21 protein-coding genes are annotated in these 26,331 nt (G+C 68.6%); 5 read left to right on the top strand and 16 right to left on the bottom strand.

Annotated features, from left to right (window positions below; all coding sequences use genetic code 11):
- Nucleotides 1-47: 47 nt before the first annotated feature.
- From LQ564_RS14810 to LQ564_RS14800, 3 genes are all read right to left on the bottom strand, one after another.
- Nucleotides 48-2,780, bottom strand: a complete 2,733-nt coding sequence (locus LQ564_RS14810) for a hybrid sensor histidine kinase/response regulator (protein ID WP_231058863.1) — start codon at nt 2,778-2,780, stop codon at nt 48-50.
- A gap of 567 nt (nt 2,781-3,347) precedes the next feature.
- Nucleotides 3,348-4,226, bottom strand: a complete 879-nt coding sequence (locus LQ564_RS14805) for an SMP-30/gluconolactonase/LRE family protein (protein WP_231058862.1) — start codon at nt 4,224-4,226, stop codon at nt 3,348-3,350.
- Nucleotides 4,226-5,275: an aldose epimerase family protein gene (locus LQ564_RS14800; protein ID WP_231058861.1), complete on the bottom strand. Its 1,050-nt coding sequence runs from the start codon at nt 5,273-5,275 to the stop codon at nt 4,226-4,228. The genes LQ564_RS14805 and LQ564_RS14800 overlap by 1 nt, the downstream gene beginning before the upstream one ends.
- 342 nt (nt 5,276-5,617) lie before the next feature.
- Between LQ564_RS14800 and LQ564_RS14795 the strand changes: the two genes are divergently transcribed.
- A complete protein-coding gene (locus LQ564_RS14795; protein WP_231058860.1) occupies nt 5,618-6,634 on the top strand; it encodes a porin in 1,017 nt (338 codons plus the stop codon).
- Between the two features lie 168 nt (nt 6,635-6,802).
- Here the strand turns inward: LQ564_RS14795 and LQ564_RS14790 are convergent, their stop codons facing one another.
- On the bottom strand, nt 6,803-8,407 hold the full coding sequence (locus tag LQ564_RS14790; protein ID WP_231058859.1) for a methyl-accepting chemotaxis protein: 1,605 nt from the start codon (nt 8,405-8,407) through the stop codon (nt 6,803-6,805).
- 48 nt (nt 8,408-8,455) lie between these two features.
- The gene (locus LQ564_RS14785) at nt 8,456-8,935 is read right to left on the bottom strand and encodes a chemotaxis protein CheW (protein ID WP_231058858.1); all 480 of its coding nucleotides are present in this window, start codon (nt 8,933-8,935) and stop codon (nt 8,456-8,458) included.
- Nucleotides 8,936-9,164: 229 nt separating this feature from the next.
- On the opposite strand from LQ564_RS14785, the gene LQ564_RS14780 reads away from it, so the two are divergent.
- The 3 genes from LQ564_RS14780 (at nt 9,165) to LQ564_RS14770 (ending at nt 12,848) form a co-directional block, all read left to right on the top strand.
- The gene (locus LQ564_RS14780; protein WP_231058857.1) at nt 9,165-9,698 is read left to right on the top strand and encodes a GNAT family N-acetyltransferase; all 534 of its coding nucleotides are present in this window, start codon (nt 9,165-9,167) and stop codon (nt 9,696-9,698) included.
- Nucleotides 9,695-10,183 (top strand): urease accessory protein UreE, encoded by a 489-nt coding sequence (locus LQ564_RS14775; RefSeq protein WP_231058856.1) that lies wholly within the window; start codon nt 9,695-9,697, stop codon nt 10,181-10,183. The genes LQ564_RS14780 and LQ564_RS14775 overlap by 4 nt, the downstream gene beginning before the upstream one ends.
- Nucleotides 10,184-10,262: 79 nt before the next feature.
- The gene (locus tag LQ564_RS14770; protein WP_231058855.1) at nt 10,263-12,848 is read left to right on the top strand and encodes a hybrid sensor histidine kinase/response regulator; all 2,586 of its coding nucleotides are present in this window, start codon (nt 10,263-10,265) and stop codon (nt 12,846-12,848) included.
- A 159-nt stretch (nt 12,849-13,007) separates the two neighbouring features.
- Here LQ564_RS14770 and LQ564_RS14765 read toward each other — a convergent pair whose 3' ends face one another.
- Nucleotides 13,008-14,630 carry a M28 family peptidase gene (locus LQ564_RS14765; protein ID WP_231058854.1) on the bottom strand — a complete coding sequence of 541 codons (1,623 nt, stop codon included), beginning with the start codon at nt 14,628-14,630 and terminating at the stop codon, nt 13,008-13,010.
- Nucleotides 14,631-14,761: 131 nt separating this feature from the next.
- On the opposite strand from LQ564_RS14765, the gene LQ564_RS14760 reads away from it, so the two are divergent.
- Complete coding sequence (locus LQ564_RS14760) at nt 14,762-15,061, top strand: putative quinol monooxygenase (protein ID WP_231058853.1); 300 nt, start codon at nt 14,762-14,764, stop codon at nt 15,059-15,061.
- A gap of 4 nt (nt 15,062-15,065) precedes the next feature.
- On the opposite strand, the gene LQ564_RS14755 is transcribed toward LQ564_RS14760, so the two are convergent.
- The 10 genes from LQ564_RS14755 to rfaD form a co-directional block, all read right to left on the bottom strand.
- A complete protein-coding gene (locus LQ564_RS14755; protein WP_231058852.1) occupies nt 15,066-16,211 on the bottom strand; it encodes a sensor histidine kinase in 1,146 nt (381 codons plus the stop codon).
- An 85-nt stretch (nt 16,212-16,296) separates the two neighbouring features.
- The gene (gene kdpE / locus LQ564_RS14750) at nt 16,297-16,992 is read right to left on the bottom strand and encodes a two-component system response regulator KdpE (RefSeq protein WP_231058851.1); all 696 of its coding nucleotides are present in this window, start codon (nt 16,990-16,992) and stop codon (nt 16,297-16,299) included.
- Nucleotides 16,985-19,681, bottom strand: a complete 2,697-nt coding sequence (locus LQ564_RS14745) for a DUF4118 domain-containing protein (protein ID WP_231058850.1) — start codon at nt 19,679-19,681, stop codon at nt 16,985-16,987. Before LQ564_RS14745 ends, kdpE begins: the two co-directional genes overlap by 8 nt.
- A gap of 3 nt (nt 19,682-19,684) precedes the next feature.
- Nucleotides 19,685-20,269, bottom strand: coding sequence for a potassium-transporting ATPase subunit KdpC (gene kdpC, locus LQ564_RS14740; RefSeq protein WP_231058849.1), 585 nt, complete (start codon nt 20,267-20,269; stop codon nt 19,685-19,687).
- Between the two features lie 10 nt (nt 20,270-20,279).
- Complete coding sequence (gene kdpB / locus LQ564_RS14735; RefSeq protein WP_269143546.1) at nt 20,280-22,388, bottom strand: potassium-transporting ATPase subunit KdpB; 2,109 nt, start codon at nt 22,386-22,388, stop codon at nt 20,280-20,282.
- A gap of 2 nt (nt 22,389-22,390) precedes the next feature.
- A complete protein-coding gene (gene kdpA, locus LQ564_RS14730) occupies nt 22,391-24,133 on the bottom strand; it encodes a potassium-transporting ATPase subunit KdpA (RefSeq protein ID WP_231058848.1) in 1,743 nt (580 codons plus the stop codon).
- Entirely contained in the window at nt 24,134-24,223 is a 90-nt protein-coding gene (kdpF, locus tag LQ564_RS14725; RefSeq protein WP_231058847.1) for a K(+)-transporting ATPase subunit F, read from the bottom strand.
- Nucleotides 24,220-24,312, bottom strand: coding sequence for a potassium ABC transporter ATPase (locus LQ564_RS14720; protein WP_231058846.1), 93 nt, complete (start codon nt 24,310-24,312; stop codon nt 24,220-24,222). Before LQ564_RS14720 ends, kdpF begins: the two co-directional genes overlap by 4 nt.
- 111 nt (nt 24,313-24,423) lie before the next feature.
- The gene (locus tag LQ564_RS14715) at nt 24,424-25,158 is read right to left on the bottom strand and encodes a TorF family putative porin (RefSeq protein WP_231058845.1); all 735 of its coding nucleotides are present in this window, start codon (nt 25,156-25,158) and stop codon (nt 24,424-24,426) included.
- Between the two features lie 149 nt (nt 25,159-25,307).
- Nucleotides 25,308-26,309 carry an ADP-glyceromanno-heptose 6-epimerase gene (gene rfaD, locus LQ564_RS14710; RefSeq protein WP_231058844.1) on the bottom strand — a complete coding sequence of 334 codons (1,002 nt, stop codon included), beginning with the start codon at nt 26,307-26,309 and terminating at the stop codon, nt 25,308-25,310.
- Nucleotides 26,310-26,331 lie beyond the last annotated feature (22 nt).

Here is a 26,331-nt window from a genome sequence, read left to right as displayed (position 1 = left end):
TCCTTTCATGGAACGTGAACGTCCAATGATAACCGCGTCCCGGCGAACTAGCTGGCGCTTCCCTGCCGCGCGGCCTGGGTGGCGACCGCCTCGAGCACGCGAGCGAGCGCGTTCATGTCGACCGGCTTGACCAGGTGGTGGGCGAAGCCGGCGCCGATGGCGCGCTCGCGGTCTCCCGCCTGGCCGTAGCCGGTGATCGCCACCAGCACCGTGGCGCTGGTCTCGGGCATCGCGCGCAGCTGCTGCGCCAGCTGGTAGCCGTCGATGTCGGGCAGGCCGATGTCGACCAGCATGGCGTCGGGCCGTTCGGCGCGGGCGCGGCGCAGCGCCGAGCGGGCGTCGTATTCGACCGCCGTATGGTAGCCCTGCACGCCCAGCAGGGTGGACAGGCTGTCGGCGGCGTCGGCGTTGTCGTCCACCAGCACCAGGCGCAGGGGGCGCGCGAGCGGCGCGGCGCCGGGTTCTTCCAGGGCCGGAGCGCAGGCGCCGTCGAGGGGCGCCTCGGCGCAGGGCAGGTGCAAGGTAAAGCTGCTGCCCTGCCCCACCCCACCGCTGGCGGCGCCGACTTCGCCGCCGTGCAGCTCGACCAGGCGCTTGACCAGGGTCAGGCCCAGTCCCAGGCCGCCCTGCGAGCGCGCCAGCGTGCGCGCGCCCTGCGTGAACAGGTCGAACACGCACGGCACCAGTTCCGCCGGCATGCCGGAACCGTTGTCGGACACGGTCAGGCACATGCGGCCATCGGCCGCCTCCAGGCGCAGCGCGATGCGGCCATCGCGCTGGGTGTACTTGGCGGCGTTGTTCAGGATGTTGGCCACGCTCTGCACCAGGCGGGTCTGGTCGCCGCGCACGTACACCGGCTCCTGGGGCAGGTGCAGCGCGACCGCGTGCTCCTTCTCCTGCAGCAGCGGGCGCGCCTGGTCGAGCGCGCCGGCGACGATGTCGCGGAAGTCGACCACGCCGAGCTGCAGCTTGACCAGGCCGCGCGTCACGCGCGAGACGTCCAGCAGGTCGTCGATCAGGCGGCTCATGTGGCGCACCTGGCGGCTGATGATGGTGCTGGTCTGGCGGATGCGCGGCTCGTCCTTGAACTGCATCGACAGCAGGCTGGCCGAGCTGCTGATCGGCGCCAGCGGATTGCGCAGCTCGTGCGCCAGCATCGCCAGGAATTCGTCCTTGGTGTGGCTCAGGCGCTCGGCCTCGACCCGCGCCGCGCGCTCGCTGCGCAGCGAGTCGTCGCGTTCGCGCGCGGACTTCTGCGCCACCTCGTACAGGCGCGCATTGTCCATCGCGATCGCCGCCTGCGCCGCGACCCCGGCGATGATGCGCTCGGTGCGCTCGGTGAACACGCCGGGCTCCGGGTGGCCGAACAGCAGGCCGCCCAGCAGCGAGCCGGAACGCGACACCACCGGCACCGCGAGATAGCTGCGCACCGCCGGGTGGCCGGGCGGCATGCTGCTCTCCACGCCGAGCGCCGCGTAGCGCGGGTCGCAGGTGATGTCGCTGCTCCTCACCGGGCCGTCGTTGTCGAAGGTCGGGCGCAGCATGCCGGTGGCGCGCGGCATGCCGAGCCACTCGACGTCTTCGAGCGCGGCGCCGCACAGGGTGTAGAGCTGCAGGGTCCGGCCCTGCGCGTCCTCGCCGTTGTAGAAGAAGGCGCCGAAGCGCGCCCCGGACAGCTCGGTGCCGGCATCGGTGATGGCCTGCAGCAGGGTCTCGAGGTCGAGCGTCGAGGCCAGCGCCTGGCCGGTGCGGTTGACCATCTCGAGCACGCGCTTCTCGTCGCGCAGCGATTCTTCCACGCGCGCGCGGCGCACTACCTCGCGGGTATGGCGCGCCACGTCCTCGGCCAGCGCCACTTCCTGGTCGGTCCAGTGGCGCGCCTGCGGCTCGTGCAGGTAGAAGATGGCCGCCATCTGGCCCTCCTCGATCAGCGGCACGATCACCATCGCGCGCGTGCCGATGCTGGCGTAGCCGCTCGCATACGGCGCCGCGCGCGCATCAAGCGCGATGTCGTCGAGGCGCAGGCTGCGGCCGCCGCGCAGCTGGGCGATGATGCCGGGGCCGAAGGCGTCGAGCGGCCGCGACTCGCCGGCCAGGCTGGCGACGCTGCCGTCGGTCCAGTCGCGGTCGACGCTGACGCTGCGATCGACCATGTTCACTTCGCCATAGCCGACCCGCGCCACGCCGAGGAATTCGCCGAGCAGGCTGCTCGCCGCTTCCATGATGGCGGCGGTGTCGACCAGGCCGCGCAGGGTGTCTGTCAGTTTCAGGTGGAAGGCGTGGCGATGCTCGGCCTGCACGCGCGAGGTGGTGTCCGACAGCACGAAATAAATGCCGATGACGTCGCCGTTGTGGCGCACCGGCGTGATCGAGGCCGAGAAATAGCGCCGCTCGATGCGGCCGTTGCGCACGATGCCGGTCATCAGGTTGTCGAGGCGGACCGCGTTGCCGGCCATCGCATCGAGGACGCTGGGCTGCAGCTGCGGCCACAATTCGGGGCGCACCAGCGGGAAAGGCTGGCCCATCGCTTGCGGGTGCTTCTCGCCCAGCAGCTCGGCGTAGGCGTCGTTGTAGAACATCCGCAGCTCCGGTCCCCAGGCGATGAACATGGGGAAGTGGGAGGCGACGATCAGGTCGGCGATCGCCTGCATGCCCTCGGGCCAGTTATCCGGTTTCACGGACGGGAACACGGGACAGGGAAGCTCGGCCTGGGCCGCCGGCGCATTGGCGACGGCCGTCCCGCCTTCCGGCAGGAGGGAAAAACTGCGTTGGATGCTCATCAGGATGCCCCAGTTCGATTCCGCACGGCGCCGGTCGCAGGCATGGGAACCCTGTCGCCGACTTTTGTTGTCTCGCCGCTAACTTTTGTAATCGCGAAATTATAGCGGTCAATCACTTGAGGCCGCGCGCGTTACAGTCGAGTAGACAGAATGTCATGCTGTATGCGGCCGGCATCAGGCGCGGGGCCTGGGCAACTTCTCCTTCACCGGAACAAATGGTTGGGCTATATTTCCACAAAACAACATCTGGAGATGAGATGGGTAGTCGCAAACGCAGGAAGGGGCAACGGAGCCTGATCCAACTTCCATGGCAGCTGAGTGCAGGACTCGCGCTCGCTTCGTTCATCGGTATGCGCTGGCTGCTGCCCGCCTTCATGCCGGCCAGCGGGCCGCTGGCTGCGATCGGGCCCACGTAGACGACACTGCCTATGCGGCAGGCGGCTTGACCTTGTAGGGTGGACGGCTTCGCCGTCCGCGCGTTCAACCAGCTCAGAAGTGGACGATACTTCTGTTCAAGCGGGAGTTGAACGCGCGGACGGGAAACCCGGCTGCGCGCCCCGGTCCACCCTACGCTGCGCTGAGGAAGCGGGCTTCGGGAAGGCCGCGCACATCGAGCTCTTTGCGAAATAAAGCGCCCGAGAACGGCGCCGCGGCGCGGTCGTTCACCGTCATGCCCTGATGCGCTGTCGTTACGTACAGCGTGGACAGCCCCGGCCCGCCGAAGGCCGGGCAGCTCGGCTGCGGCGCGTCGAGCTGCACGACGCGGTCGATGCGGCCGTCCGGCGCGAACCGGATCACCTGCCCCGCGCCCCAGCGCGTGCTCCACAGATAGCCTTGCGCATCGATGCAGGACCCATCCGGCTCGCCCGGCGCCACGTCACGCCCAACGAAGGTGCGCGGCTCGCCCACCTCGCCGCTGCAGGGGTTGTAGGGCGCATGGCGGATCTCGCGCGTGGCCGAGTCGGCGAAGTACATGCGCCGCCCGTCGGGGCTGAAACAGATGCTGTTGGCGATCGCCGCCGTGCCGATCGGCAGGCGCTCGAGCGACAGGTCGAGGTTCAGGCGGTAGAAGCCGCCCAGCGCCGGTTTCGGGTCGTCCTGGTTGAACATGCCGAACACGAAACGCCCCTGGCGGTCGCAGCGGCCGTCGTTCAGGCGCGTCGATGGAAGGTGCGCCTCGACCTCGCAGATGCGCTTGATGGCGCCGGTCGAGAAGGTGAAGAAAGCGAGGCCGGAGGCGAAGCCGAGCAGCAGGCGGTCGTCGCTGCCGGTCAGGGCGAAGGAGCACAGGCGTTCCGGCATCGGCCAGCTGCGGGTCTCGCCGCTGGCGGGCCGCCACGCCCACAGGCGGGCGGCCGGGATGTCGGTCCACACCAGGCGCCCGGTGCGCTCGCACCACAGCAGGCACTCGCCCAGCTCGTGCCGGCCGTCGAGGAAGGCGTCCATCAAGCTTCGACCGAGAAGCGGAAGCGCGATTCGGTGGTGTATTCCTCGCCCGGACGCAGGATCACGTTCGGGAACTGCGGCTGGTTGGGCGAATCCGGGAAGTGCTGCGGTTCCAGGCAGAAGCCGGTGCGGTGCCGGTAGGCGCCGCCCTTCCCCACCAGCGAGCCGTCGAGGAAGTTCCCGCTGTAGAACTGCACGCCCGGCTCTTCGGTGAACAGTTCCAGCACCCGGCCCGAACCCGGGTCGACCACGCGCGCCGCACGGGTCATGGCCTTGGGCGCCGGTTTGTTCAGCACGAAGTTGTGGTCGTAGCCCTGGCCGTTGCGCAGCTGTTGGTCGTCTTCATCGATCCGGCTGCCGATCGGGCGCGGGCTGCGGAAGTCGAAGGGGGTGCCGGCCACCGGCGCCAGTTCACCGAGCGGGATCGACTCGGCATCGATGGCCGTGAAGGTGTCGGCATCGATCTGCAGCAGGTGGCCGAGGATGTCGCCGCCGCCGGCCAGGTTGAAGTAGCTGTGCTGGGTCAGGTTGATGGGCGTGGCGCGGTCGCAGACGGCGTGGAAGCGCACCACCAGTTCGTTGTCGTCGGTGAGCGTGTAGGTGACGGTGGCGTCCAGGTTGCCCGGATAGCCCTGCTCGCCCTCTACGCTGCGGTAGGAGAGGCGCAGGCTGTCGCCCTCGATGGCGGCCTGCCACTTGACCTTGTCGAAGCCGGGGGCGCCGCCGTGCAGGTGGTTGTTGCCGTCGTTGGTCGGCAGCTGGATTTCCCGGCCGTCGAGTGTGAAGCGGCCTTTGGCGATGCGGTTGCCGTAGCGGCCGATCAGGGCGCCGAAGTAGGGGCTGTCGCTGCGGTAGGGTTCCAGGCTGTCGAAGCCGAGCACGACGTCGGCGAGCAGGCCGGCGCGGTCGGGCGCATGGAGTTCGGTGATGACGCCGCCGAAGTCGATGATCTTCGCCACCAGGCCGTTGGCGTTGGCGAGCGTGAATTGGGTGATGGCGCTGCCGTCCGGCAGTTGGCCGAAGGGCGCTTGCGTGATGTCGGGTCGCACGTGCTGGAGTCCTCGCGTGAGTCGGCCGATGGGCCGTGATGATCAGGATGACAAGATGCTAGCACGCGCCCTCGATCGCCCGCGCGAGGGAGGGAAACGGTGGGCCTGTTACATAAACACAACAGGACTACGTACTTACACGTATAACTTGTTCCAAATCCTGCGGCATTTTAGCCACACGGCGATGCTTGCCAGAAAACGTGTAAGGAAATTGCAAATGTTTATTGGCATCATTTCGATGGTGCTGGTAACGTGACTGTCTGACAAAGCTGCTTTTTGACTAATACCCACTCCCGCACCAACGTTCCAAAACGGACGCACACACACAACTGGAGACCACCAATGAAGAAGACTAGCCTGGCACTTGCCCTGCTGACCCTGCTGCCGCTGGCAGCCCATGCCCAGACCAGCGTGACGATCTACGGCATCGCCGACGCCTCGGTCGGCATCGAAGACACCGATGCGCCGGGCGAAGGCCACCGCACCGTGATCAGCTCGGGCACCCAATCCACCAGCCGCATCGGCTTTCGCGGCACCGAGGACCTGGGCAACGGCCTGAAGGCGCTCTTCAACATCGAAGCCGGCGTCGCCCTCGACAACGGCGCGTCGGACGCCGCCGGCACCTTCCAGCGCCGCGCCGTGGTCGGCCTGCAGGGTTCCTTCGGCACCATCACCGTCGGCCGCGAATACGGTCCGATCGCCGCCGTCGCGCAATCGGCCGACCCGCTGGGCCACGGCTTCTACGGCTCGACCCTGACCAGCTTCGGCACCGGCCGCCTGACCCGCCGCCTGTCGAATTCGGTCAACTACAGGAGCGACGCCATGAGCGGCTTCACCGTGCTGGCCGCCTACAGCGCGGGCGAGCGCAACGTCGATCCGTCGAACGACCTGTACGGCGCCGCGGTCGAGTACAAGAACGGCCCGATCTACCTGGGCGCCGGCTACCAGGAGACCGACGCCCAGCTCGGTCCGAACAACAAGGAAGTCGCCTTCGGCGCGGGCTTCACCGCCGGCGCCTTCGACTTCCGCGCGGCCTACCTGGAAGCCGATCCGTCGGGCCCGAACAACGAGTACAAGTACACCACCGTGGGTGGCGTCTACACCGCCGGCCCGAACAAGTTCTACGCCTCGGTGCACCAGCAAAAGCTGGAGACCGGCGCCAAGGGCAACGGCTTCTCGCTGGCCTACAGCTACACCCTGTCCAAGCGCACCAACCTGTACAGCAGCTACGCCAAGGTGCGCAACAACGGCCGCGGCGTGTTCGGCGTCGCGTCGGCGGGCGGCACCTTCGCACCGCCGACCACCGCGCTCGGCTCGGATCCGTCGGTGTTCAACGTGGGTGTGCGTCACTCGTTCTAAGCGCAGCGGTTGAACAAAAAAAACGGCAGGCCAATCGGCTTGCCGTTTTTTTTCGGGGGTTGAATTTGTAGGGTGGGCGGATTCCGCCCACGCGATCAAATTACGTATCCCGGCCCGCTCCGTGGTTCGAATCCGTCCGTTGAACGCGTGGGCGGAGGACCGTCCACCCTACGCCAACAGGGCCTGCGGGGCGCGCTGCGGGAGTGCCGCGGTTTTCACGGCTTGCCCGGCATCGATGCGGAACACCGCCATCGCCGCGGTCAGGCGCGACGACTGTTCGCGCATCGCCTCGGCGGCGGCCGCCGCTTCCTCGACCAGCGCGGCGTTCTGCTGCGTCACGTTGTCCATCTCGGCCACGGCCTGGTTGATCTGCTCGATGCCGGCGGTCTGTTCCAGGCTGGCCGAGCTGATCTCGCCCATGATGTCGGTCACGCGGCGCACGCTGTCGACGATCTCCTGCATGGTGCTGCCGGCTTCGGCCACCAGGCGGCTGCCGTCCGCGACCCGGCTCGAGGAAGCGTTGATCAGTTCCTTGATCTCCTTGGCCGCGGCGGCCGAACGCTGGGCCAGGTTGCGCACCTCGGTCGCCACCACGGCGAAGCCGCGGCCCTGTTCGCCGGCGCGGGCGGCTTCGACCGCCGCATTCAGCGCCAGGATGTTGGTCTGGAAGGCGATGCCGTCGATCACGCCGATGATGTCACCGATCTTGCCGGCCGAGGCGTCGATGTCGGCCATGGTGCCGACCACCTGCCTGATGACCGCGCCGCCGCGCTCGGCGACCGAGGAGGCCGCGTCGGCCAGCACGTTGGCCTGGCGCGCGTTGTCGGCGTTCTGCTTGACGGTCGAGGTCAGTTCTTCCATCGAGGACGCGGTCTCTTCCAGCGACGAGGCCTGCTGCTCGGTGCGGCTCGACAGGTCCTGGCTGCCGGCCGCCACTTCCGAGGCGGCCACGTTGATGGTGTCGGTGCTGAGGCGCACGTTGCCGACGGTGCGCGCCAGGTTCTCGTTCATCGCCTTGAGGGCCTGCAGCAGCTGGCCGACTTCGTCGCGGCCGGTGACCTCGATGCGGCTGGTGAGGTCGCCCGCCGCCACCGTGTTCGCCACTTCCAGCGCGCGCTGGACCGGCACCGTGATCGACCGCGTGATCAGGTACGCCACCACGCCGGCCAGCGCCAGCGCCACCGCGCCCAGGCCCCACATCAGGCGCATGGTGCTGTCGTAGGTCTGCTGGGCCTCGCGCGCCTTGTCCATCGCGATCGACTTCTGCAGCGTGATCTGTTCGTTGATCGCCGCCTTCAGCTTGGCCAGCAGCGGACGCAGCTCCTCGGCCAGGTACTGGCGCGCTTCCTCGTGCAGGCCGGCGTCGACGTGCTTCATCAGCTGGTCCTGGCCGGCGGCGTAGCGGTCGATATGGCCGTTCATCTCGGCCAGCAGCTGGCGCGCGCGCGGATGCTGCAGCGTGCGGTCCATCTCGTCCAGCAGGCGGTCGATCTCCTTGCGCGAAGCCAGCACTTCTTCCTTCTGCTTCTGGCGGTCGGCCTGCTCCTCGCTCAGCATGATGTTGCGCAGCGCGACCGCGATGTCGCTGACCTCGCCGTCGATGCGGGTGCTGGCCTCGATGCGGGGAATGCGGTTGTTGACGATTTCGTCGGTGCCGGCGTTGATCCGGCCCAGCATCGCATTGCTCATGGCGATCATGCCGACGAGCATGAGGCAGATGGTGGCGAAGCCCAGTCCCAGGCGCTTGCCGATGTTCAGGTTTGCAAGGTTCATCAGATTCTCTTCAGGTGCGGGCAGCCCTGCCCGCGGGGTTGTGTCGCTTCAGGCGGCCTGCTTCACCGCCTGGATCAGGCCCAGCTGCTCGGAACTCATCAGGCGGTCGATGTCGAGCAGGATCAGCATGCGCTCGCCCACGGTGCCCAGGCCGGTGATGTAGTCGCCGTCGGCGGTGGTGCCCATCTCGGGCGCCGCGCGCACCTGCTCCGGCTCGAGGGTGACGACATCGGAGACGCTGTCGACCACCATGCCGATCACGTGGTTCTTGATGTTCAGGACGATCACGACCGTGAACTGGTCGTAGGTCGGCTCGCCCAGCTTGAACAGGATGCGCATGTCCACGATCGGCACGATCGAGCCGCGCAGGTTCTGGATGCCCTTGATGCAGGCCGGCGCGCTGGGCAGCAGGGTCGGTTCTTCGTAGCCGCGGATCTCCTGCACTTTCAGGATGCTGATCGCGTACTCTTCCTTCGCCAGGCGGAAGGACAGCACTTCGTTCTCTTCGGTGGTCTTGGCTGCGTCCATGTGGTGGTATCCCTTTCTTTTGACTGCGATTTGTTAATTGCTGTAGCGCAACAAGTACATTACGTCCAAGTTGGTGCGGAGGCGATGGAGAAGATGCAAGAGCCGGAAAATATTTCACTTTTGCGGTGCGGAGTATGGCGCGCCTACAACGTTTGACCCGCAGCGGCGCCACGGCCGAGCTGGCACGCATCCTGCATGCATCAAATCCGGCATATTTGACGGAGGGCCCATGATCATCCACCGACTCGACGCCCGCGGCGCCAGTGAGCTGCGCGCCCAGCTGGGAACGCTGCTGCTGGACGCGGTCGCCGACGGCCATTCGCTCGGCTTCCTGGCCGGGCTCGACCAGGACCAGCTCGACGCCTACTGGCGCGGCATCGAAGGAGACGTGGCGCGCGGCGTGCGGGTGCTGCTGGGAGCCGAGCGCGACGGCATGCTGGTCGGCACGGTGCAGCTCGAACTGTGCCAGAAACCGAACGGCGCCAACCGCGCCGAGCTGCAGACCCTGCTGGTGCACTGCACCGCGCGCCGGCAGGGACTCGGCACCGCCCTGCTGCAGGCGGCCGAGATCGAGGCGCTGGGACTGCGCCGCGGCCTGCTGCACCTGGAGATCGAGGCAGGCTGCGGCGCCGAGCAGCTGGTCGAGCGCGCCGGTTTCACGCGCGCCGGCAGCCTGCCCGACTTCGCCTGCACCCCGAACGGCCACTGGCGCGCCGCCGCGATCTGGTACAAGACGCTGTTCCCGCGCACCCGCCGTCCATGATCGCCCCGCCCCTCCTGACGCTCACCGACCGCATCGGCCACGCGGCCCGGGTGCATGGCGTGCTGGCCCTGCCCTGGGACCGGCGCGGACGCACCCGCCTGCGCGCGCTGCTGGCCTCGGGCGAGGCGGTGGCGCTGGCGATGCCGGGCGGCAGCCGGCTGCGCCACGGCGACCTGCTGCGCGGCGACGACGGCCGCGTGGTGCGGGTGGTCGCCGCCCCGGAACCGACCTATGCGCTGCGCTGCCCCGACCCGGCGGTGCTGGCGCGCTGCGCCCTGCTGCTCGGACGGCGCCGGATCGCCGCCGAAGTCTGCCCATGGGGCTTGCGCATCCGCGCCGTCCCGGCCCTGCGCGCCCTGGTGAGCGGCATGGGCGCCAGCGTGCACGAGGAGCTGGCGCCGTTCGAGCCGGAAGCCGAACCGGCGCACGAGGCGGCGCTGCGGTCCCGGCGCCAGGCGCCGGAGCTGGACATCGACGGCGCTTGAGCCCTGCCTCGCACGTAAAGACAGTGCCTTGGCGCAATGTCACGTAGAATCGGGGGATCTTATCGCCGCCCCTGAATCCGTGACCTTGACATCCATCGCCCGCAGGCCCTTGCGCGCCTACCTTCTCTGGCTGGTCCTGGCGACCCTGCTGCCGGGGGTGATCGGCGCGACGCTCCTGTTCGTCAACGAGTACCAGAAGGGCCGTGCGCAAGTCGAGCGCAAGACCCTGCAGACGGTGCGCGCGCTGGTCCTGAACGTCGAGAACCGCCTCAACAAGGCCCAGGCCGTGGGCCAGACCCTGACCGTCCTGGATGCGATCGAGGCACGCGATTTCGCGCGCGTGCACCAGCAGGCACGCGAGGCGCTCGGCCTGGCCGGCGGCGGCATGGTGATGGTTCTGCGCGACCGCGAGGGTCAGCAACTGGTCAACACCGCGGTCGAATGGGGCACGCCGCTGCCGCGCGAACCATCGCCGCAGCTGGACAAGATCTTCGCCAGCGGCCAGCCGGCCGTCTCGCCGATCTTCACCGCCGCGGTGACGCGCCAGCCCACCGTCAGCGTCGACATGCCGGTGCGTGAAGGCGATGCGATCCCGCTGGTGCTGAGCATCGGCCTGCAGAGCGCGTATTTCGGCGGCATCCTGGCGCCCGATGCCCTGCCCGAGGGCGCCGTCGCGACCATCTTCGACGCCGGGGGCGTCATCTTCAACCGCAACCTGCGTCCTGAAGCATCGATCGGCAAGCGCGTCACCGCGCCCCTGCTCGCGGGATTGAATCGCAGCCAGGAAGACGTGATCGACTCGCGCAGCCAGGAGGGCGTGCCGGTGCTGACCCACTTCGCGCGCTCGCGCTCGACCGGCTGGGGCGTCGCCATCGCCTTGCCGCGCGAAACCCTGCGCGCGGAACTGGCCGAGCAGCTGGCATGGGTGGCAGGCGGCGTCGCGCTGCTGTTCGCGATCGGCCTGTGCCTGGCGTGGCTGATCGGCGGCCGGCTGGCGCGCTCGGTGCAGGCGCTGGGGGCGCCGGCGCTGGCGCTGGGACGCGGCGAGCAGCCCAGGATTGCCGACCAGTTCTACGTGCGCGAGACCGCCGACGTGGCGGCCGCGATCCAGGCCGCGGCGCTGCTGCTCGAACAGCGTTCGAACGAGCTGTCGGCCAAGGAATCGGCGCTGCGCGAAACCCACGTGCTGGCGCGCTTCGGCACCTGGCAGTGGCGCCTCGGCTCTCATGCGATCGAGGTGTCCGCCTCGGTCCCTCACATCTTCGGCCGCGAACTGCCGTCCTTCGCCGAACAGCGCGGTGCCGTGCTGTCGGAAGCCTCGTGGGAACAGGTGCGCAGCCTCACCGCGGAACTGGCGCGCAGCGGCGGCAGCGGCCAGCTGCAGCTGAGCGCCCGCCATGCCGACGGCCACCCGATCTGGCTCGACTACCGCTGCGAAAGCGTGCACGGCGCGGACGGACGGGTGGTCGCCCTGCGCGGCACCATGCAGGACGTGACCGAGCGCGTGCGCGCCGAGGAAGCGCTGCGCCAGGCCGACCAGCGCAAGAACGAATTCCTGGCCATGCTCGGCCACGAGCTGCGCAACCCGCTGGCGCCGATCGCCTCCGGCGCCCAGCTGCTCGGCCAGGCCAGCCTGGACCCGGCGCGCGTGCAGCACATCAGCGGCATCATCGCGCGCCAGGCGCGCCACATGGCCGGCCTCGTCGACGACCTGCTCGACGTCTCGCGCGTCACGCGCGGCCTGGTGGTGCTGGCCAAGGAACGCACCGACCTGAACGCCGTGGTGGTCGACGCCGCCGAACAGGTGCAGGCGCTGGTGCGCGAAAAGCAGCACACGCTCGACCTGCAATTGCTGCCGCGGCCGGCCTGGGTGCTGGGCGACCGCAAGCGCCTGGTGCAGGTGGTCGGCAACCTGCTGCACAACGCGGCCAAGTTCACCGGACCGGGCGGCCGCATCGAGGTCGCGCTCGGGCTGGACGCCGATGCGGTCACGTTCGAGGTGCGCGACAACGGCATCGGCATGCTCCCGGGCGAACTGGAACGCGCCTTCGACATGTTCGTGCAGGGGGAGCGCACGCCCGACCGCTCCTCGGGCGGCCTGGGCATCGGCCTGGCCCTGGTGCGCAGCCTGGTCGAACTGCACGGCGGCAGCGTCGGCGTGGCCAGCGCCGGCCAGGGCATGGGCGCGATCTTCACGGTGCGCCTGCCGCGCCTGGCCGACGAGGAAGCCGCGCCTGGCGCCGACGTGCCGGCACAGCCCGGCGCCACGGCCGGCGGCCTGCGGGTGCTGGTGGTGGACGACAACGTCGACGCGGCGCAGATCCTGGCCATGTACGTCGGCGCCCAGGGCCACACGGTCGCGGTCGAGCACGAGCCCGAAGCGGCGCTGTCCCACGCCCCGGCCTTCGCGCCCGAGGTCTGCCTGCTCGACATCGGCCTGCCCGGCATGGACGGCCACGAACTGGCACGCCGCCTGCGCCAGCTGCCCGGCACGCGCGATGCCTTGCTGGTGGCGGTGACGGGCTACGGGCAGGAACAGGACCGGGTGAACAGCGCGCAGGCGGGGTTTGATCATCACCTGGTCAAGCCGGTGGATATGGCGGCGCTGGAGGCGATTCTGCAGGAGGCGCCGGCGGTCCTGGCTGCACGCCGCGCTACCCGCTAACTGTTTATATCGTTACCCGCAAGACCGTCGCACCGGCGAAGGCCGGTGCCCAATTTTGCATCCGTAGCGGCTGCTCGACGAACTTGGGCACCGGCCAAGGGGGACGCCTGGTCCCGGTGCGACGTGCAAAGGGAGCGGGACGAAGTGATGCGTTAGTTGTCAGCGCTTGACGCTCCCGAACGGATCCCCCTTCTTCCACGCCGGCATCCCTGGCGCATTCGCCACCGCATACCCCAGGTTCAGCGTGAACTGCGCCTGCTGCACCATCCCCGACAAATCCCAGTCGGCGTGGTACTCGTCGCTCACCTGGTGATAATCCTTCTTGAAGCCCACCAGCTTCGCACTGCTGGCGGCGTGGTCGTGGGCGAACTCGAAATGGCCGTCGCCCGAGAACACGGCCGAGCCCACGTTGAACGCCGGCACGCCGGCCTTGGCGAAGTTGAAGTGGTCGGCGCGGAAGTAGGAGCCGGACAGGTCGGGAATCGCGGGCGCCAGCTTCAGGCCCATGCTTTTCGCCACCGTGGACGCGGTCTCGTACAGGCTGCTGCGCTCGGCGCCGGCCACGCCGATGTCGCGGGTGCGGCCGGCGAAGTTCAGGCTGTCGAGGTTCAGGTCGGCCGCCGTCTGCGCCAGCGGCACCGCCGGGTTCTTCACATAGGCCGCGCTGCCCAGCAGGCCGGCCTCTTCGGCGGCCGGCCACAGGAAGACCTGGGTGCGGCGCGCCGGCTTCTTCACGGCTTGCTCCGCCATCGCCAGCAGCGCCGCGGTGCCGGAGGCGTTGTCGATCGCGCCGTTGTAGATGCGGTCCTTGCCTCCGCGCGCCTCGTCGTCCATGCCCAGGTGATCCCAATGCGAGGAGTACACCACCGCCTGCGCCTTCAGCTTCGGATCCGAACCCGGCACCACGCCGGCGACGTTGTACTGGGCGACCTGGCGGATGCTCGACTTCAGGTCGACTTTCGCACTGACCTTCAGCTCCACCGGGCGGAAGTCGCGCCGTTCGGCCCGTGCACGCAGCGTGTCCAGGTCGAAGCCGCCGGCCGCGAACAGGGTGCGCGCCATGTCCTCGTGCAGCCAGCCCTCGACCGGATTACCGGGCCCCGCCAGGCGGAAGCGCTCGTGCGAGAAGCCGTTGGCCGGCACGCTCCAGGGGTAGGACGAAGACGGCGTCGTGTGGATCAGCAGCGCCCCGGCCGCGCCCTTGCGCACCGCTTCCTCGAACTTGTACAGCCAGCGGCCGTACCAGGTGTAGGCCTTGCCGGCGAAGCGGTTCGGTTCCTCGGCGGTGGGCTGCGGGTCGTTGACCATCATGACCAGGATCTTGCCCTTGACGCCGACGCCCTTGTAGTCGTCCCACTGTTCGTCCGGGGCCGACACGCCGTAGCCGACGAACAGCAGCGGCGCATCGAAAGCGAGGCCGGTGCGGCCGCTCGAGGTGCCGAACACGATGTCCTTGCCCAGCACCGGTTCAATGCGCTTGCCGCCCGCTTCGAACACCACGCTGCTGCCGGGCAGCAGGCGGGTGCCTTCGATCTCGACCTTCTGCAGATAGCTGTTACCGAAGGCTGGCTTGAGGCCAAGGATGGCGGCCTGGGTCTCGAGGTAGCGCACCGTCAGGTCGCCACCGCGCTGGCCGGTGCCGCGGCCTTCGAGCAGGTCGTCGGCCAGCAGCGCCAGGTGGGCGCGCAGCACGGGTTCGGAGATTGCCGGGGCCTGGGCGAAGGCGGCACCGGACAGGGTGAAGGTCAGGGAAGCGGCAAGGGCAAGCGGGGAAAGTCGCATCGGGACTCCGTTCGAAAAGGCGGATTGTCAAAACAAACATCATACTCCAGCATACATACGCCATGCGACCGGAATTGCCTGCCGCCGCCGGGCGCTGCATACTCCCCGCATCCACGAATAGAAAGGCAATCATGTACGGTTTGATCGGAAAAATGCGCGCCCAGCCTGGCCAGCGCGACGCCCTCATCGCCATCCTGCTGGAGGGGACGTCAGGCATGCAAGGCTGCCTGAGCTATGTGATCGCCAGGGACAAGACGGACGCGGACGCGCTCTGGATCACGGAAGCCTGGGATAGCCAGGCCAGCCACAAGGGATCGCTGGCGCTGCCCGCGGTGCAGGCCGCGATCGCCAAGGGCCGGCCGCTGATCGCCGGCTTCGGCGAGCGTTTCGAGACCGAGCCGGTGGGCGGCCAGGGCCTGGCCTCGGCTTGACGCCTCAGGCGGCGCTGGGCGCCCCGGCGAAGGGCCGCGCATCGAGCGGAATGTCGATGACGAAGGTGGTGCCGTCGTCGATCGACGACGACATCAGCACGCTGCCGCCGTGCGCCTCGGCCACCCGCCGCACATAGGGTAGGCCGACACCCCAGCCGCTGCCCGGCCCACGGCTGCCGGCGCGGCGGTAGAGCTGGAAGATGCTCTCGCTGTCCTCGGGCGCGATCGGGTCGCCCGCGTTGTGCACCATCAGCTGGACCCGCTCCGGCGTGGTCGATACCGTCACGCGCACCGGCGCATCCGGCGCGCCGTACTTGATCGCATTGTTGACCAGGTTCTCGGCCACGCGCCGGATCGCGTCGCCGCACCACCAGCCCTCAATGCCCTCGCGTTCGAGCGTCAGCTCGACCGGGTGCGCGCTCGCCGCCGCCAGCACCACCTCGCGCATCAGCGCCGTCATGTCGACCGGATGGATCTCCAGCCGCACCGCGCCGGTCTTGCAGAAGGCGATGCGGTCGAGCAGCTCGCGCGTCATGCCGTCGATGCGCTGGGTGCTGGCGACGATCTTCTCGGCGTAGCGCCGCACGTTCGGGTCGTTCGAGGTATGGCTGATCATCTCGGCCGCCATCTGGGCGGTCGACAAGGGCGTGCGCAGGTCGTGCGCCACCGAGGCCACGAACTGCTCGCGCAGCGCGGCCTGCACCACGGTGAAGGCGTTGGCGCTTTCGCGGATGGAGGCGTCGATGTGCGCCGACACAGCCGCATGCCCGCCGTCGCCGAGCGCCACGCCGTGCTCGTGCAGCGCGCGGAACAGCACGTCGCGGAAGATCTGCAGCTCGTGGATCACGGCGGTGGCGTCGTAGTCGGTCATGCGGGCGCGCTCGCCCCCGTGCTCGCTGGCCACCGCGCCCAGGTCGTTCAGCACGCGCGCCGGGTAGCCGGGCGTGAGCAGCGCGGCCAGGGTGTCGAAATAGGCCGGCAGCGTGTTCGCCAGGATCGGCAGCGGCAGCTCCTTCGCCTGCGGCACGGCGCTGCGTACCGCATCCATCCAGGCCTGCACCACCTCCTCGCGCAGCGCCACCAAGGCGCGGGTGAGCGGTGACAGTGCGGGGTCGTCCGCCAAGAGATGTCCGGTAAGGTTTGCGCTCATGCCTGGTAGACCGCCGCAGCGTTGTCAAAATTGAACGTCTGCAAAGTCTACCCGAGGGTGTTTACGAGCGGCGCGAGAATGGATGCTACTGCCCGAGCCAGAGGCGGTAGCCGACCCCGGTCTCGGTCAGCAGGTGGCGCGGCTGGGCCGGGTCGTCTTCCAGCTTGTGGCGCAGGTGGCCCATGTAGATGCGCAGGTAGTGGCCGCTCTCGGCATGGCCCGGGCCCCATACCGCGCGCAGCAGCTGCGGATTGGTCATCACGCGGCCGGCGTTGCCGACCAGGACCGACAGCAGCCGGTACTCGGTCGGGGTCAGGTGCACATGCTTGCCGTCGCGCGTGACGCTGCGTTCCTGCGGGTACACCGCGACGCTGCCGAAGCGCACGCTGCCATCCAGGCGCTCGGCCGGCTGGCGCTGGCGGCGCAGGGTCGCGCGCACCCGCGCCAGCAGTTCGCCGGTGCCGAAGGGTTTGCTCAGGTAGTCGTCGGCGCCGGCGTCGAGCGCGCGGATCTTCTCGCTTTCCAGCGTGCGCGCGGACAGCACGATCACCGGCGCTGCCGACCACTTGCGCAGGTCGTTGATGAAGTCGATGCCGTCGCCGTCGGGCAGGCCGAGGTCGAGCACGACCAGGTCGGGACGGCGCGTGCCGGCGTCGATCAGGCCGCGCGCCATGGTCGTGGCTTCGAACACCTGCCAGCCCTCCTGCTCCAGCGCGGCGCGCACGAAGCGGCGGATCTGCGGTTCGTCCTCGACCAGCAGGGCGGTCGGCTTGTCACTCATGGGCGCTATCCAATGGCAGTTCTGGTTCGGGCATGTCGGGCGGGCTGCCGGCCGGCAGCGAGAACACGAAGCCTGCGCCCCCTAATGGCGAAGCACAGGCGCGGATCGTGCCGCCGTGGGCTTCGACGATGGCGCGGCAGATCGCCAGCCCCAGACCCACGCCGGGCAGCGCCGATTCGCGCTCGCCGCGGGTGAACTTGTCGAACATGCGTTCCTCGCTGCCCGGCGGCAGGCCGGGGCCGTTATCGTAGACCATCACGTCCACCAGGTCCTTGCGCAGCGCCGCCGACACCTCGATGCGCGAGCCGCCAGGGGTGTATTTTGCGGCATTCTCGAGCAGGTTGCACAGCACGCGCTCGATCAGCACGGCGTCGAAGCGCAGCAGCGGGATATTCGACGGCAGGCGCACCGTCACCTGGTGGTGGCGCAGCGCGACGCGGCTGGCGCGCAGGGCGCCGCCCACCAGTTCTTCCAGCGCCTGCCACTCGAGGTTGAAGCGCACCTGGCCGCTTTCGATGCGCGCCATGTCGAGCAGGTTCGTGACCAGGGTGCTCATGCGCAGCGCTTCCTCGTACAGGGCCTGGGCGACACCGTGCGGGCCGTCGGCCAGCGGCGGGTCGGTGCGCAGCAGCGATTCGGACAGGCCGACCAGCGCGGTCAGGGGCGTGCGCAGGTCGTGCGACAGCGCAGCCAGGAGCGAATTGCGCAGGCGTTCGGATTCCATGTTCACCAGGGCCGACTGCGCCACCTCGACGTAGTGCACGCGTTCGAGCGCAATCGCGGCCAGCGCGGCCAGGGCGTCGAGCTGGCGGCGCTGCTCGGGGATCAGGACCCAGCGGCTGGAGTCCGGTCCGATCGCCAGCACGCCGCGGGTGCGCATCGGCGCCACCAGCGGCAGGTAGAACAGCGCGCTGGCCGGCAAGGTGTCGGTGCCCAGGCCCGCGCTTTGCGCATGGTCGAAGGCCCATTGCGCGATGCCGGCGTCCAGGCCCGGCAAGGCGTCGCCCGGCACCACCAGTTTGCCATCGAGGTCGGGCGTGAGCAGCAGCGCGCGGGCGCCGAAGGAATCCTGGACCACCGCCTGCGTCGCCTGCACCACCTGTTCCGGCATCAGCACGCCCGACAGTTCGCGCGCGAATTCGTACAGCGCACGCACGCGGCGCTCGCGTTGGGCCGCCACGCGCGCCTGGAAACGCAGGCCGGCGGTCAGCTGGCCGATCGTCAGGCCGACGGCAAGCATGACGCCGAAGGTGATCAGGTACTGGAAGTCCGTCACCGCCATCGTGAAGCGCGGCGGCACGAAGAAGAAATCGAAGCTGGCCACGCACACGCAAGTGGCGGTGACCGAGGGCGCACGGCCGAGACGGAACGCGACCAGCACCACCACCAGCAGGAACAGCATGGCGATGTTGGCCAGGTCGAGCCAGGCCAGCAGCGGCGAAACCAGGGCCGCGGTAAGCAGGCTGGCGCCGGCGGCGATCAGGTGCGGCAGCGGACGCAGCGTGTGCGGGGCCGGATCGCGGCCCGCGGGCGGCGGGGATGGCGGTTTGACCGCCGGCGCGCCGATCTCGATCAGGTCCAGGCCAGGGGCCAGCCGCGCCAGGCGGCGCGCGACCTGACGCTGCCAGGGCCAGCGCGCCTCGCTGCGGCCCAGCGCGATCTTCGACAGGTTATGGCTGTGGGCGTAGTCGATCGCGGCCTGCGCCACGTCGTCGCCGGAGACGGCCGACGTCTGCGCGCCGAGATCGCCAGCCAGCTTGAGCGTGGCCAGCATCCGCTCGCGCTCGGAGCCCGCCTGACGCGCAAGGCGGGGCGTCTCGACGAGGAGCGCGTGCCAGTCGGTGCCCAGCTGCGAGGCCATGCGCGCGGCGCTCCTCACCAGGTGCTCGCCGCCCACCGGCCCGACGCACACCAGCAGCCCCGCCCCGGTCTTCCAGATCGCATCGACCGACTGCTCGATGCGCCAGGCGCGCACGTCGTCCTCGATGCGGTCGGCGGTGCGCCGCAGCGCCAGCTCGCGCAGGGCGATCAGGTTGCCCTTCTTGAAGAAGTTGCCGGCGGCCCGCTCGGCCTGGGCCGGCTGGTAGACCTTGCCCTGTTTCAGGCGGGCGAGCAAGGCGTCGGCCGGCAGGTCGACCATCACGACTTCCGCCGCCTCGTCGAACACGGAATCGGGCACGGTCTCGGCGACGCGGATGCCGGCGATGCCGCCGACCACGTCATTCAGGCTTTCCAGGTGCTGGACATTGACCGTGGTGAGCACGTCGATGCCGGCGTCGAGCAGTTCCTCGACGTCCTGCCAGCGCTTCGGGTGGCGCGAGCCGGGCGCGTTCGAATGCGCCAGCTCATCGACCAGGATCACGGAGGGCTTGCGCTCGAGCGCCGCATCGAGGTCGAATTCGCCGATGCGAACGCCGCGATGCTCGACCTGGCGGCGCGGCAGGACTTCCAGGCCGTCGAGCAGCTGCGCGGTGTCCTGGCGTCCGTGGGTCTCGACCACGCCCACCAGCGGCAGCCTGCCCTCGGCCTGCAGGCGGCGCGCCTCCTGCAGCATGGCGTAGGTCTTGCCGACGCCGGCCGAGGCGCCGAAATAAATGCGCAGCTTGCCGCGCGCCGCGCTGCGTTCCTGCTCGCGCATCTGCGCCAGCAGGGCATTGGGATCGGGTCGAGGGGGAATGTTCGGCTGCATCGTTCAGCGAGTATCGCGCTTTTGGCCGTCCAGCGCCAGATTCAGGGCCAGCACGTTGACGCGCGGCTCGCCGAACAGGCCCAGCACCCTGCCCTCGGCGTGCTCGTCGATCAGCCGCTGGACGTCGTCGGTCGCCAGGCCACGCGCCTTGGCCACGCGCGCCGCCTGCCAGCGCGCGCCGTCCAGGCTGATCTCGGGATCGAGGCCGCTGGCCGAGGCGGTGACCAGGTCGACCGGGATCGGCGCCGCGTTGGCCGGGTCCGCCGCACGCAGGGCCTCGGCGCGGCCCTTGAGCGCATCCCCCAGGGCCGGGTTGAGCGGCCCCTGGTTCGAGCCGGACGAGCCGCCGCCGTTGTTCGGCATCGGGCCTGTCGCCGACGGGCGGCCCCAGAAGTACTGCGGGGCGGTGAACGACTGGCCGATGAGGCGCGAGCCAACCACTTTATCGCCCTGCTTCAGCAGGCTGCCGTTGGCGGCATCTGGAAAGGCCGCCTGGGCGACGCTTGTTACCAGCACCGGGTAGGCGACGCCGCAGACCAGGGTCAATGCGCCGAACATCACCAGCGCGGGACGGAGAATGGATTGCATGGTCAGGTCCTCAAACAAGATTCAGCGCGGTCAGCGCCATGTCGATCAGCTTGATGCCGGCGAAGGGCAGCAGGATGCCCCCCAGGCCGTACACCAGCATGTTCCGGCGCAGCAGGCTGGCCGCGCCGATCGCGCGGTAGCGCACACCTTTCAGGGCCAGCGGGATCAGGAACACGATGATCAGGGCGTTGAAGATCACCGCCGACATGATCGCGGAGGCGGGACTGGCGAGCTGCATGACGTTCAGCGCCTGCAGCACCGGATAGGTGCCGACGAATGCCGCCGGCACGATGGCGAAATACTTGGCGATGTCGTTGGCGATCGAGAAGGTGGTCAGGGCGCCGCGCGTCATCAGCATCTGCTTGCCAATCTCGACGATTTCGAGCAGCTTGGTCGGGTTCGAGTCCAGGTCGACCATATTGCCGGCCTCCTTGGCCGCCTGGGTGCCGGAGGCCATCGCCACCGCCACGTCGGCCTGGGCCAGCGCGGGCGCGTCGTTGGTGCCGTCGCCGGTCATGGCGACCAGCTTGCCTTCAAGCTGGTACTGGCGGATGATCTCCAGCTTCTGCTCCGGCGTCGCTTCCGCCACGAAATCGTCCACCCCTGCTTCGGCCGCGATGGCGGCGGCGGTCAGGCGGTTGTCGCCGGTGATCATGACGGTCTTGACGCCCATGCGGCGCAGCTCGGCGAAGCGCTCGCGGATGCCGCCCTTGACCACGTCCTTCAGCTCGACCACGCCCATCACGCGGCCGCCGTCGGCCACCACCAGCGGCGTGCTGCCGCGGCGCGCGGCGGCGTCGGCCAGCGCTTCGACCTCCGCCGGATAGCTGTGGCCGAGCGCCTCGACGTGGGCGCGGATCGCGCTGGCGGCGCCTTTACGCAGGCGGCGCTCGCCCGCATCCAGGCCGCTCATGCGGGTCTGGGCGGTGAAGGGCACGAACGTGGCGTGTAGCTGCGCCATATCGCGTTCGCGGATATTGAAGCGGCTCTTGGCCAGCACCGCGATGCTGCGGCCTTCCGGCGTCTCGTCGGCGAGCGAGGCCAGTTGCGCGACGTCGGCCAGTTCCTGCTCGCTGACGCCCGGCGCCGGCAGGAAGGCGCCGGCCTGGCGGTTGCCGAAGGTGATGGTGCCGGTCTTGTCCATCAGGAGCACGTCCACGTCGCCCGCCGCCTCGACCGCGCGGCCGGAGGTGGCGATGACGTTCGCGCCCATCATGCGGCTCATGCCGGCCACGCCGATGGCCGACAGCAGGCCGCCGATGGTGGTCGGGATCAGGCAGACCAGCAGCGCCACCAGCACGGTGATCGTCACCGGCTGCCCGCTGCCTGCGGCTTCCACCGAGAACAGCGAGAACGGCAGCAGGGTCACGGTCACCACCAGGAACACGATGGTGAGCGCCACCAGCAGGATGGTCAGCGCGATCTCGTTCGGGGTCTTCTTGCGCGAGGCGCCTTCGACCATGCCGATCATGCGGTCGAGGAAGGTCTCGCCCGGGTCGGCGCTGACGCGCACCACCAGCCAGTCGGACAGCACGCGGGTGCCGCCGGTGACGGCGCTGAAGTCGCCGCCCGACTCGCGGATCACGGGGGCGGATTCGCCGGTGATGGCGCTTTCGTCGACCGAGGCCACACCCTCGATCACTTCACCGTCGATGGGAATCACGTCGCCGGCTTCGACCAGCACATGCATGCCCTTGCGCAGCTCTTCGGATTTCACCGGATACCAGGTGACGCCATGGTGCGGCGACGGCAGCTTCTTGGCCATCACGGTCTGCTTCAGGCTGCGCAATGAGGCCGCTTGCGCCTTGCTGCGCCCTTCGGCCAGGGCTTCCGCGAAGTTCGCGAACAGCACCGTGAACCACAGCCAGGCGGCGGTGGCGGCGATGAAGCCGACCGGCGCCTCGCCCTGCCCCGCGGCGGCATCAAAGGCCAGCAGCGTGGTCAGGATGCTGCCCGCGTAGACCACGAACATCACGGGACTGCGCAGCTGGGTGCGCGGATGCAGCTTGCGGAAAGAGTCGACGATGGCCGGACCGACCAGCTTCGAGTCCAGCATGTTCAGGCTGCGGCGGGTCGGCAGCGCCTGGGGAACGGTAGTTTCGATGACAGGAGTATTCATGATCATTTGGCGAACAGCTGAAGATGCTCGACCACCGGGCCGAGGGCGAGCGCCGGCACGTAGTTGAGGATGCCGACCAGGACGACGGCGCCGGCCAGCAGGCCGACGAACAGCGGGCCGTGGGTGGGCATGGTGCCGGCATTGGCGGCGAGGCGTTGGCGCGCGGCGAGCGAGCCGGCGATCGCCAGCACCGGGACGATCACGCCGAAGCGGCCGAACCACATCGCCACCGCCAACAGGGTGTTATAGAACGGCGTGTTCGCGGACAGGCCGGCGAAGGCGCTGCCGTTGTTGTTGGCGGCGGAGCTGAGCGCGTACAGGATCTCCGAGAAGCCGTGCGCGCCCGGGTTGGCGATGCCGGCCTTCCCTGCCCCCGCCACCACCGCGATCGCGGTGCCGATCAGGACCAGGCAGGGCGTGATCAGGATGACGACGGACGCCATCTTCATCTCGTAGGCGCCGATCTTCTTGCCCAGGTATTCCGGCGTGCGGCCGATCATCAGGCCGGCGATGAAGACCGCCAGGATCGCGAACACCAGCATGCCGTACAGGCCGGCGCCGACGCCGCCGAAGACGACTTCGCCGAGTTGCATCAGGACCATCGGCACCATCCCGCCCAGGGGCATGAAGGAATCGTGCATGGCGTTGACCGCGCCGCAGGAAGCCGCGGTGGTGACGGCCGCGAACAGGCTGGAGGCGGCGATGCCGAAGCGGGTCTCCTTGCCTTCCATATTGCCCGCGCCCCCATCGATGCCGAGCGCGCTCAATGCGGGATGGGCCGCTTGTTCCGCCGAGTACGCGCAGGTGGCGGCGATGACGAACAGGATCGTCATGGCCGCCAGCACCGTCCAGCCCTGGCGCATGTCGCCGACCATGCGCCCGAAGGTGAAGCACAGGCCTACGGGGATCAGGAAGATGGCGACCATCTGCAGGAAGTTGGTCAGCGCATTCGGGTTCTCGAAGGGGTGCGCCGAGTTGGCGTTGAAGTAGCCGCCGCCGTTGGTGCCCAGGATCTTGATGGCTTCCTGCGAGGCGACGGGACCCATCGGGATGGCCTGGGTGGCGGCGCTCAGGCTTTCCTTGGTGTCCGGCAGGGTATAGCTGGCCGGGTCGAGCACCTGCGCATCGACATGGGCGGAAAAGCCCTGCACCACGCCCTGGCTGGCCAGGAACAGGGCGAACACGATGGACAGCGGCAGCAGGATGTACAGGGTGGCGCGGGTCAGGTCGACCCAGAAGTTGCCGATCGCGCTGCTGGAACGGGCGGCGAAGCCGCGGATCAGGGCGAAGGCGACGGCGATGCCGGTGGCGGCCGAGAAGAAGTTCTGGCCCGCGAGCGCGACCATCTGGGTCAGGATGCTCATGGTCTGTTCGCCGCTGTAGCCCTGCCAGTTGGTGTTGGTCGTGAAGCTGACGGCGGTGTTGAACGAGGAGTCGGCGCTGATGTTGGCCATGCCCTCGGGGTTCAGCGGCAGCCAGGCCTGCAGGCGCTGGATCGCATAGACGGCGAGCGCGCCGACGGCATTGAAGGCCACCAGCGCCAGTGCGTAGCCTTTCCACGACTGCGCGGCGGTGGAGCCTGCGCCGGCGGCGCGATAGAACAGCGATTCGACCTTGCCCATCCAGCGCATGCCGGGAACGGCGGCGCTGTCGGCGACGCGCGCCATGAACAGGCCCAGGGGATAGCCCAGCACCAGCAGGACGATCAGGAATACCGCGAGCAGCGGCAGGAAGTCGGAGAACATTTACAGATCCTCCGCCTTGAACAGGGCTACCAGCAGGTAGACCAGCAGGCCGGCGGCGACCAGGCCGCCGACGATATAAAAGGTACTCATTGCTTGCCTCCGAGACGATGGCAGCCGGCCAGCAGCAGCCAGGTCAGCGCGAAGAACAGGAGGAAGGCGCCGATGAAAAGGAAGTCCATGGGGTACTCGCTTTCGACGTTGTTGTTGTTGGATGGAGCGTAGAGGCGCCGCGCGAAACGGGGCGTAAAAAGCCTGCGGCGCCGTGTAAACGCGTTGTAAACGCGCCGGTCTTAGAAGGTGGCGCCGACGGTCAGCTGCAGCGCGGTCTTGCCCGTGAATTTGCCGTTGGCCGGCGAGGCATAGGCGCTTTTGTCCGCGTTGGTGCCGATGGCGGCCAGGGTGATGGTAGCGGGGCCGAAGGCGCGGCTGGCGCCGATCTTCCAGTCGGTGTAGGTCGCCGCGCCGTTGTTCTCGACACGCTGGCGGCCGGCGTGCAGCTGGAGCGTGACGCCGTTGCCGGCGTCGATGTTGGCGCCGATGTCGAGGTAGCCACTGTTTTCGCTGTCGACAAAGCCGAACAGGTTGGTGGTCGCGTGCGAGTACTTGACGTAGGCGGGGCCGTAGCCGAGCTGGCCGTAGACTTCGGTGGTGTTGGCGTTGACGAAGCCTTTGACGCGGCCGAGCTCATTGCCGGAATAGAGGTAGCGCAGGACGCCGACGTCGTAGCTGACACCCGGGGCGATCTCGCCGCGCTTGCCGCCGTAGAGGTCGAGTTCGATGCTGCCGTCGCCGCCGGCGTCTTTCGTCCACTTGATGGTCGAGGCCCATGCGCCTGCGTACCAGCCGGTGGCGTGGACGAAGTCGGCGCCTCCCTGCAGGGCGGGCTGCAGGCGGGTTTGGGAGATGCCGCGGTAGCGGTAGTCGCTTGTGACGGCGGCGTTGAAGGTGGTGGTCGATGCGGGGGGCTCGGTCTGCGCGTGGGCGCTGGTGGCGAGGATGGCGGTGGCGAAGATCAGTGCTTTCATGGTACCTGCGTGTTGTTGTTGGAGCAGGTGAAAGCGTAGGGGTTTGGGTGTAAAAACGGGCTAAAAGCTGGGGGCGGGGATGTAAACGGAGTGTATTGGAATGCGGGGGGAAATTGGGCCCCGGCCTGCGCCGGGGCGACGGTGCTGAGTTAGCGGGCCGTTTTCAGGTAGTCCATGTATTTTGCGACGCCGGTGGCGACGTCGGTGAACGGCTCGGTGTAGCCGACGGCGCGCAGGGCGCCGATGTCGGCCTGGGTGAAGCTCTGGTACTTGCCCTTCAGTTTGTCGGGGAATGGCAGGTAGTCGAGCAGGCCCTTGTCGATGATCTGGTCGAGGCTCAAAGGCGGGTTGCCCTCGTTGGCCAGGGCGTTGACGGTGGCGATGGCCAGGTCGTTGAAGGGCTGGGCGCGGCCGGTGCCGAGGTTGAAGATGCCGCGCTTGTCGGGGTGATCGAGGAAGAACAGGTTCACCTTCACCACGTCCTCGACGTAGACGAAGTCGCGCATCTGGGTGCCGGCCTCGTAGCCCTCGTTGGCGCCGAAGAGCTTGACCTTGCCCTCTTTCTGGAACTGGTGGAACTGGTGGAAGGGCACGGAGGCCATCGTGCCCTTGTGGCCTTCCAGCGGGCCGTAGACGTTGAAGTAGCGCAGGCCGACGACCTGGCTGCCGGCATCCATCCCGTGCTGCTGCCAGTAGCGGCGCATGTACTGGTCGAACAGGAATTTCGAGTAGCCGTAGACGTTCAGCGGGCGCTCGTGTTCACGCTCTTCCCTGAACACGGTGCCGCCACCATACACCGCCGCGGACGAGGCGTAGATGAAGGGGATCTTCTCGCGCTGGCAAAACTCGAACAGCGCGATCGTGTACTCGTAGTTATTCCGCATCATGTAGCGGCCGTCGGTCTCCATGGTGTTGGAGCAGGCGCCCTGGTGCAGCACGGCGCTGAACTTGCCGTCGAATTCGCCGGCCTTCAGGCGCACCAGGAAGTCTTCCTTGTCGGCGTAGTCGGCCAATTCGGCGTCGACGATGTTCAGGAATTTGTCCGGCCGCGACATGTTATCGACGGCGAACACGCTGAAGGGTTGGCGCTTGGAGAGCGCGTGCACCAGGTTGGCTCCGATGAAGCCTGCTGCGCCGGTTACCAGAATCATTGTGGACCTCTCTTCTAACTCG

Origin of the sequence: Massilia phyllostachyos, from assembly GCF_021044825.1 — a bacterium.
In the GTDB taxonomy this organism is placed as follows: domain Bacteria; phylum Pseudomonadota; class Gammaproteobacteria; order Burkholderiales; family Burkholderiaceae_D; genus Telluria; species Telluria phyllostachyos.
Note: the sequence above shows the minus strand (reverse complement) of the source record. Positions and strands in the feature narration are given on the sequence as shown.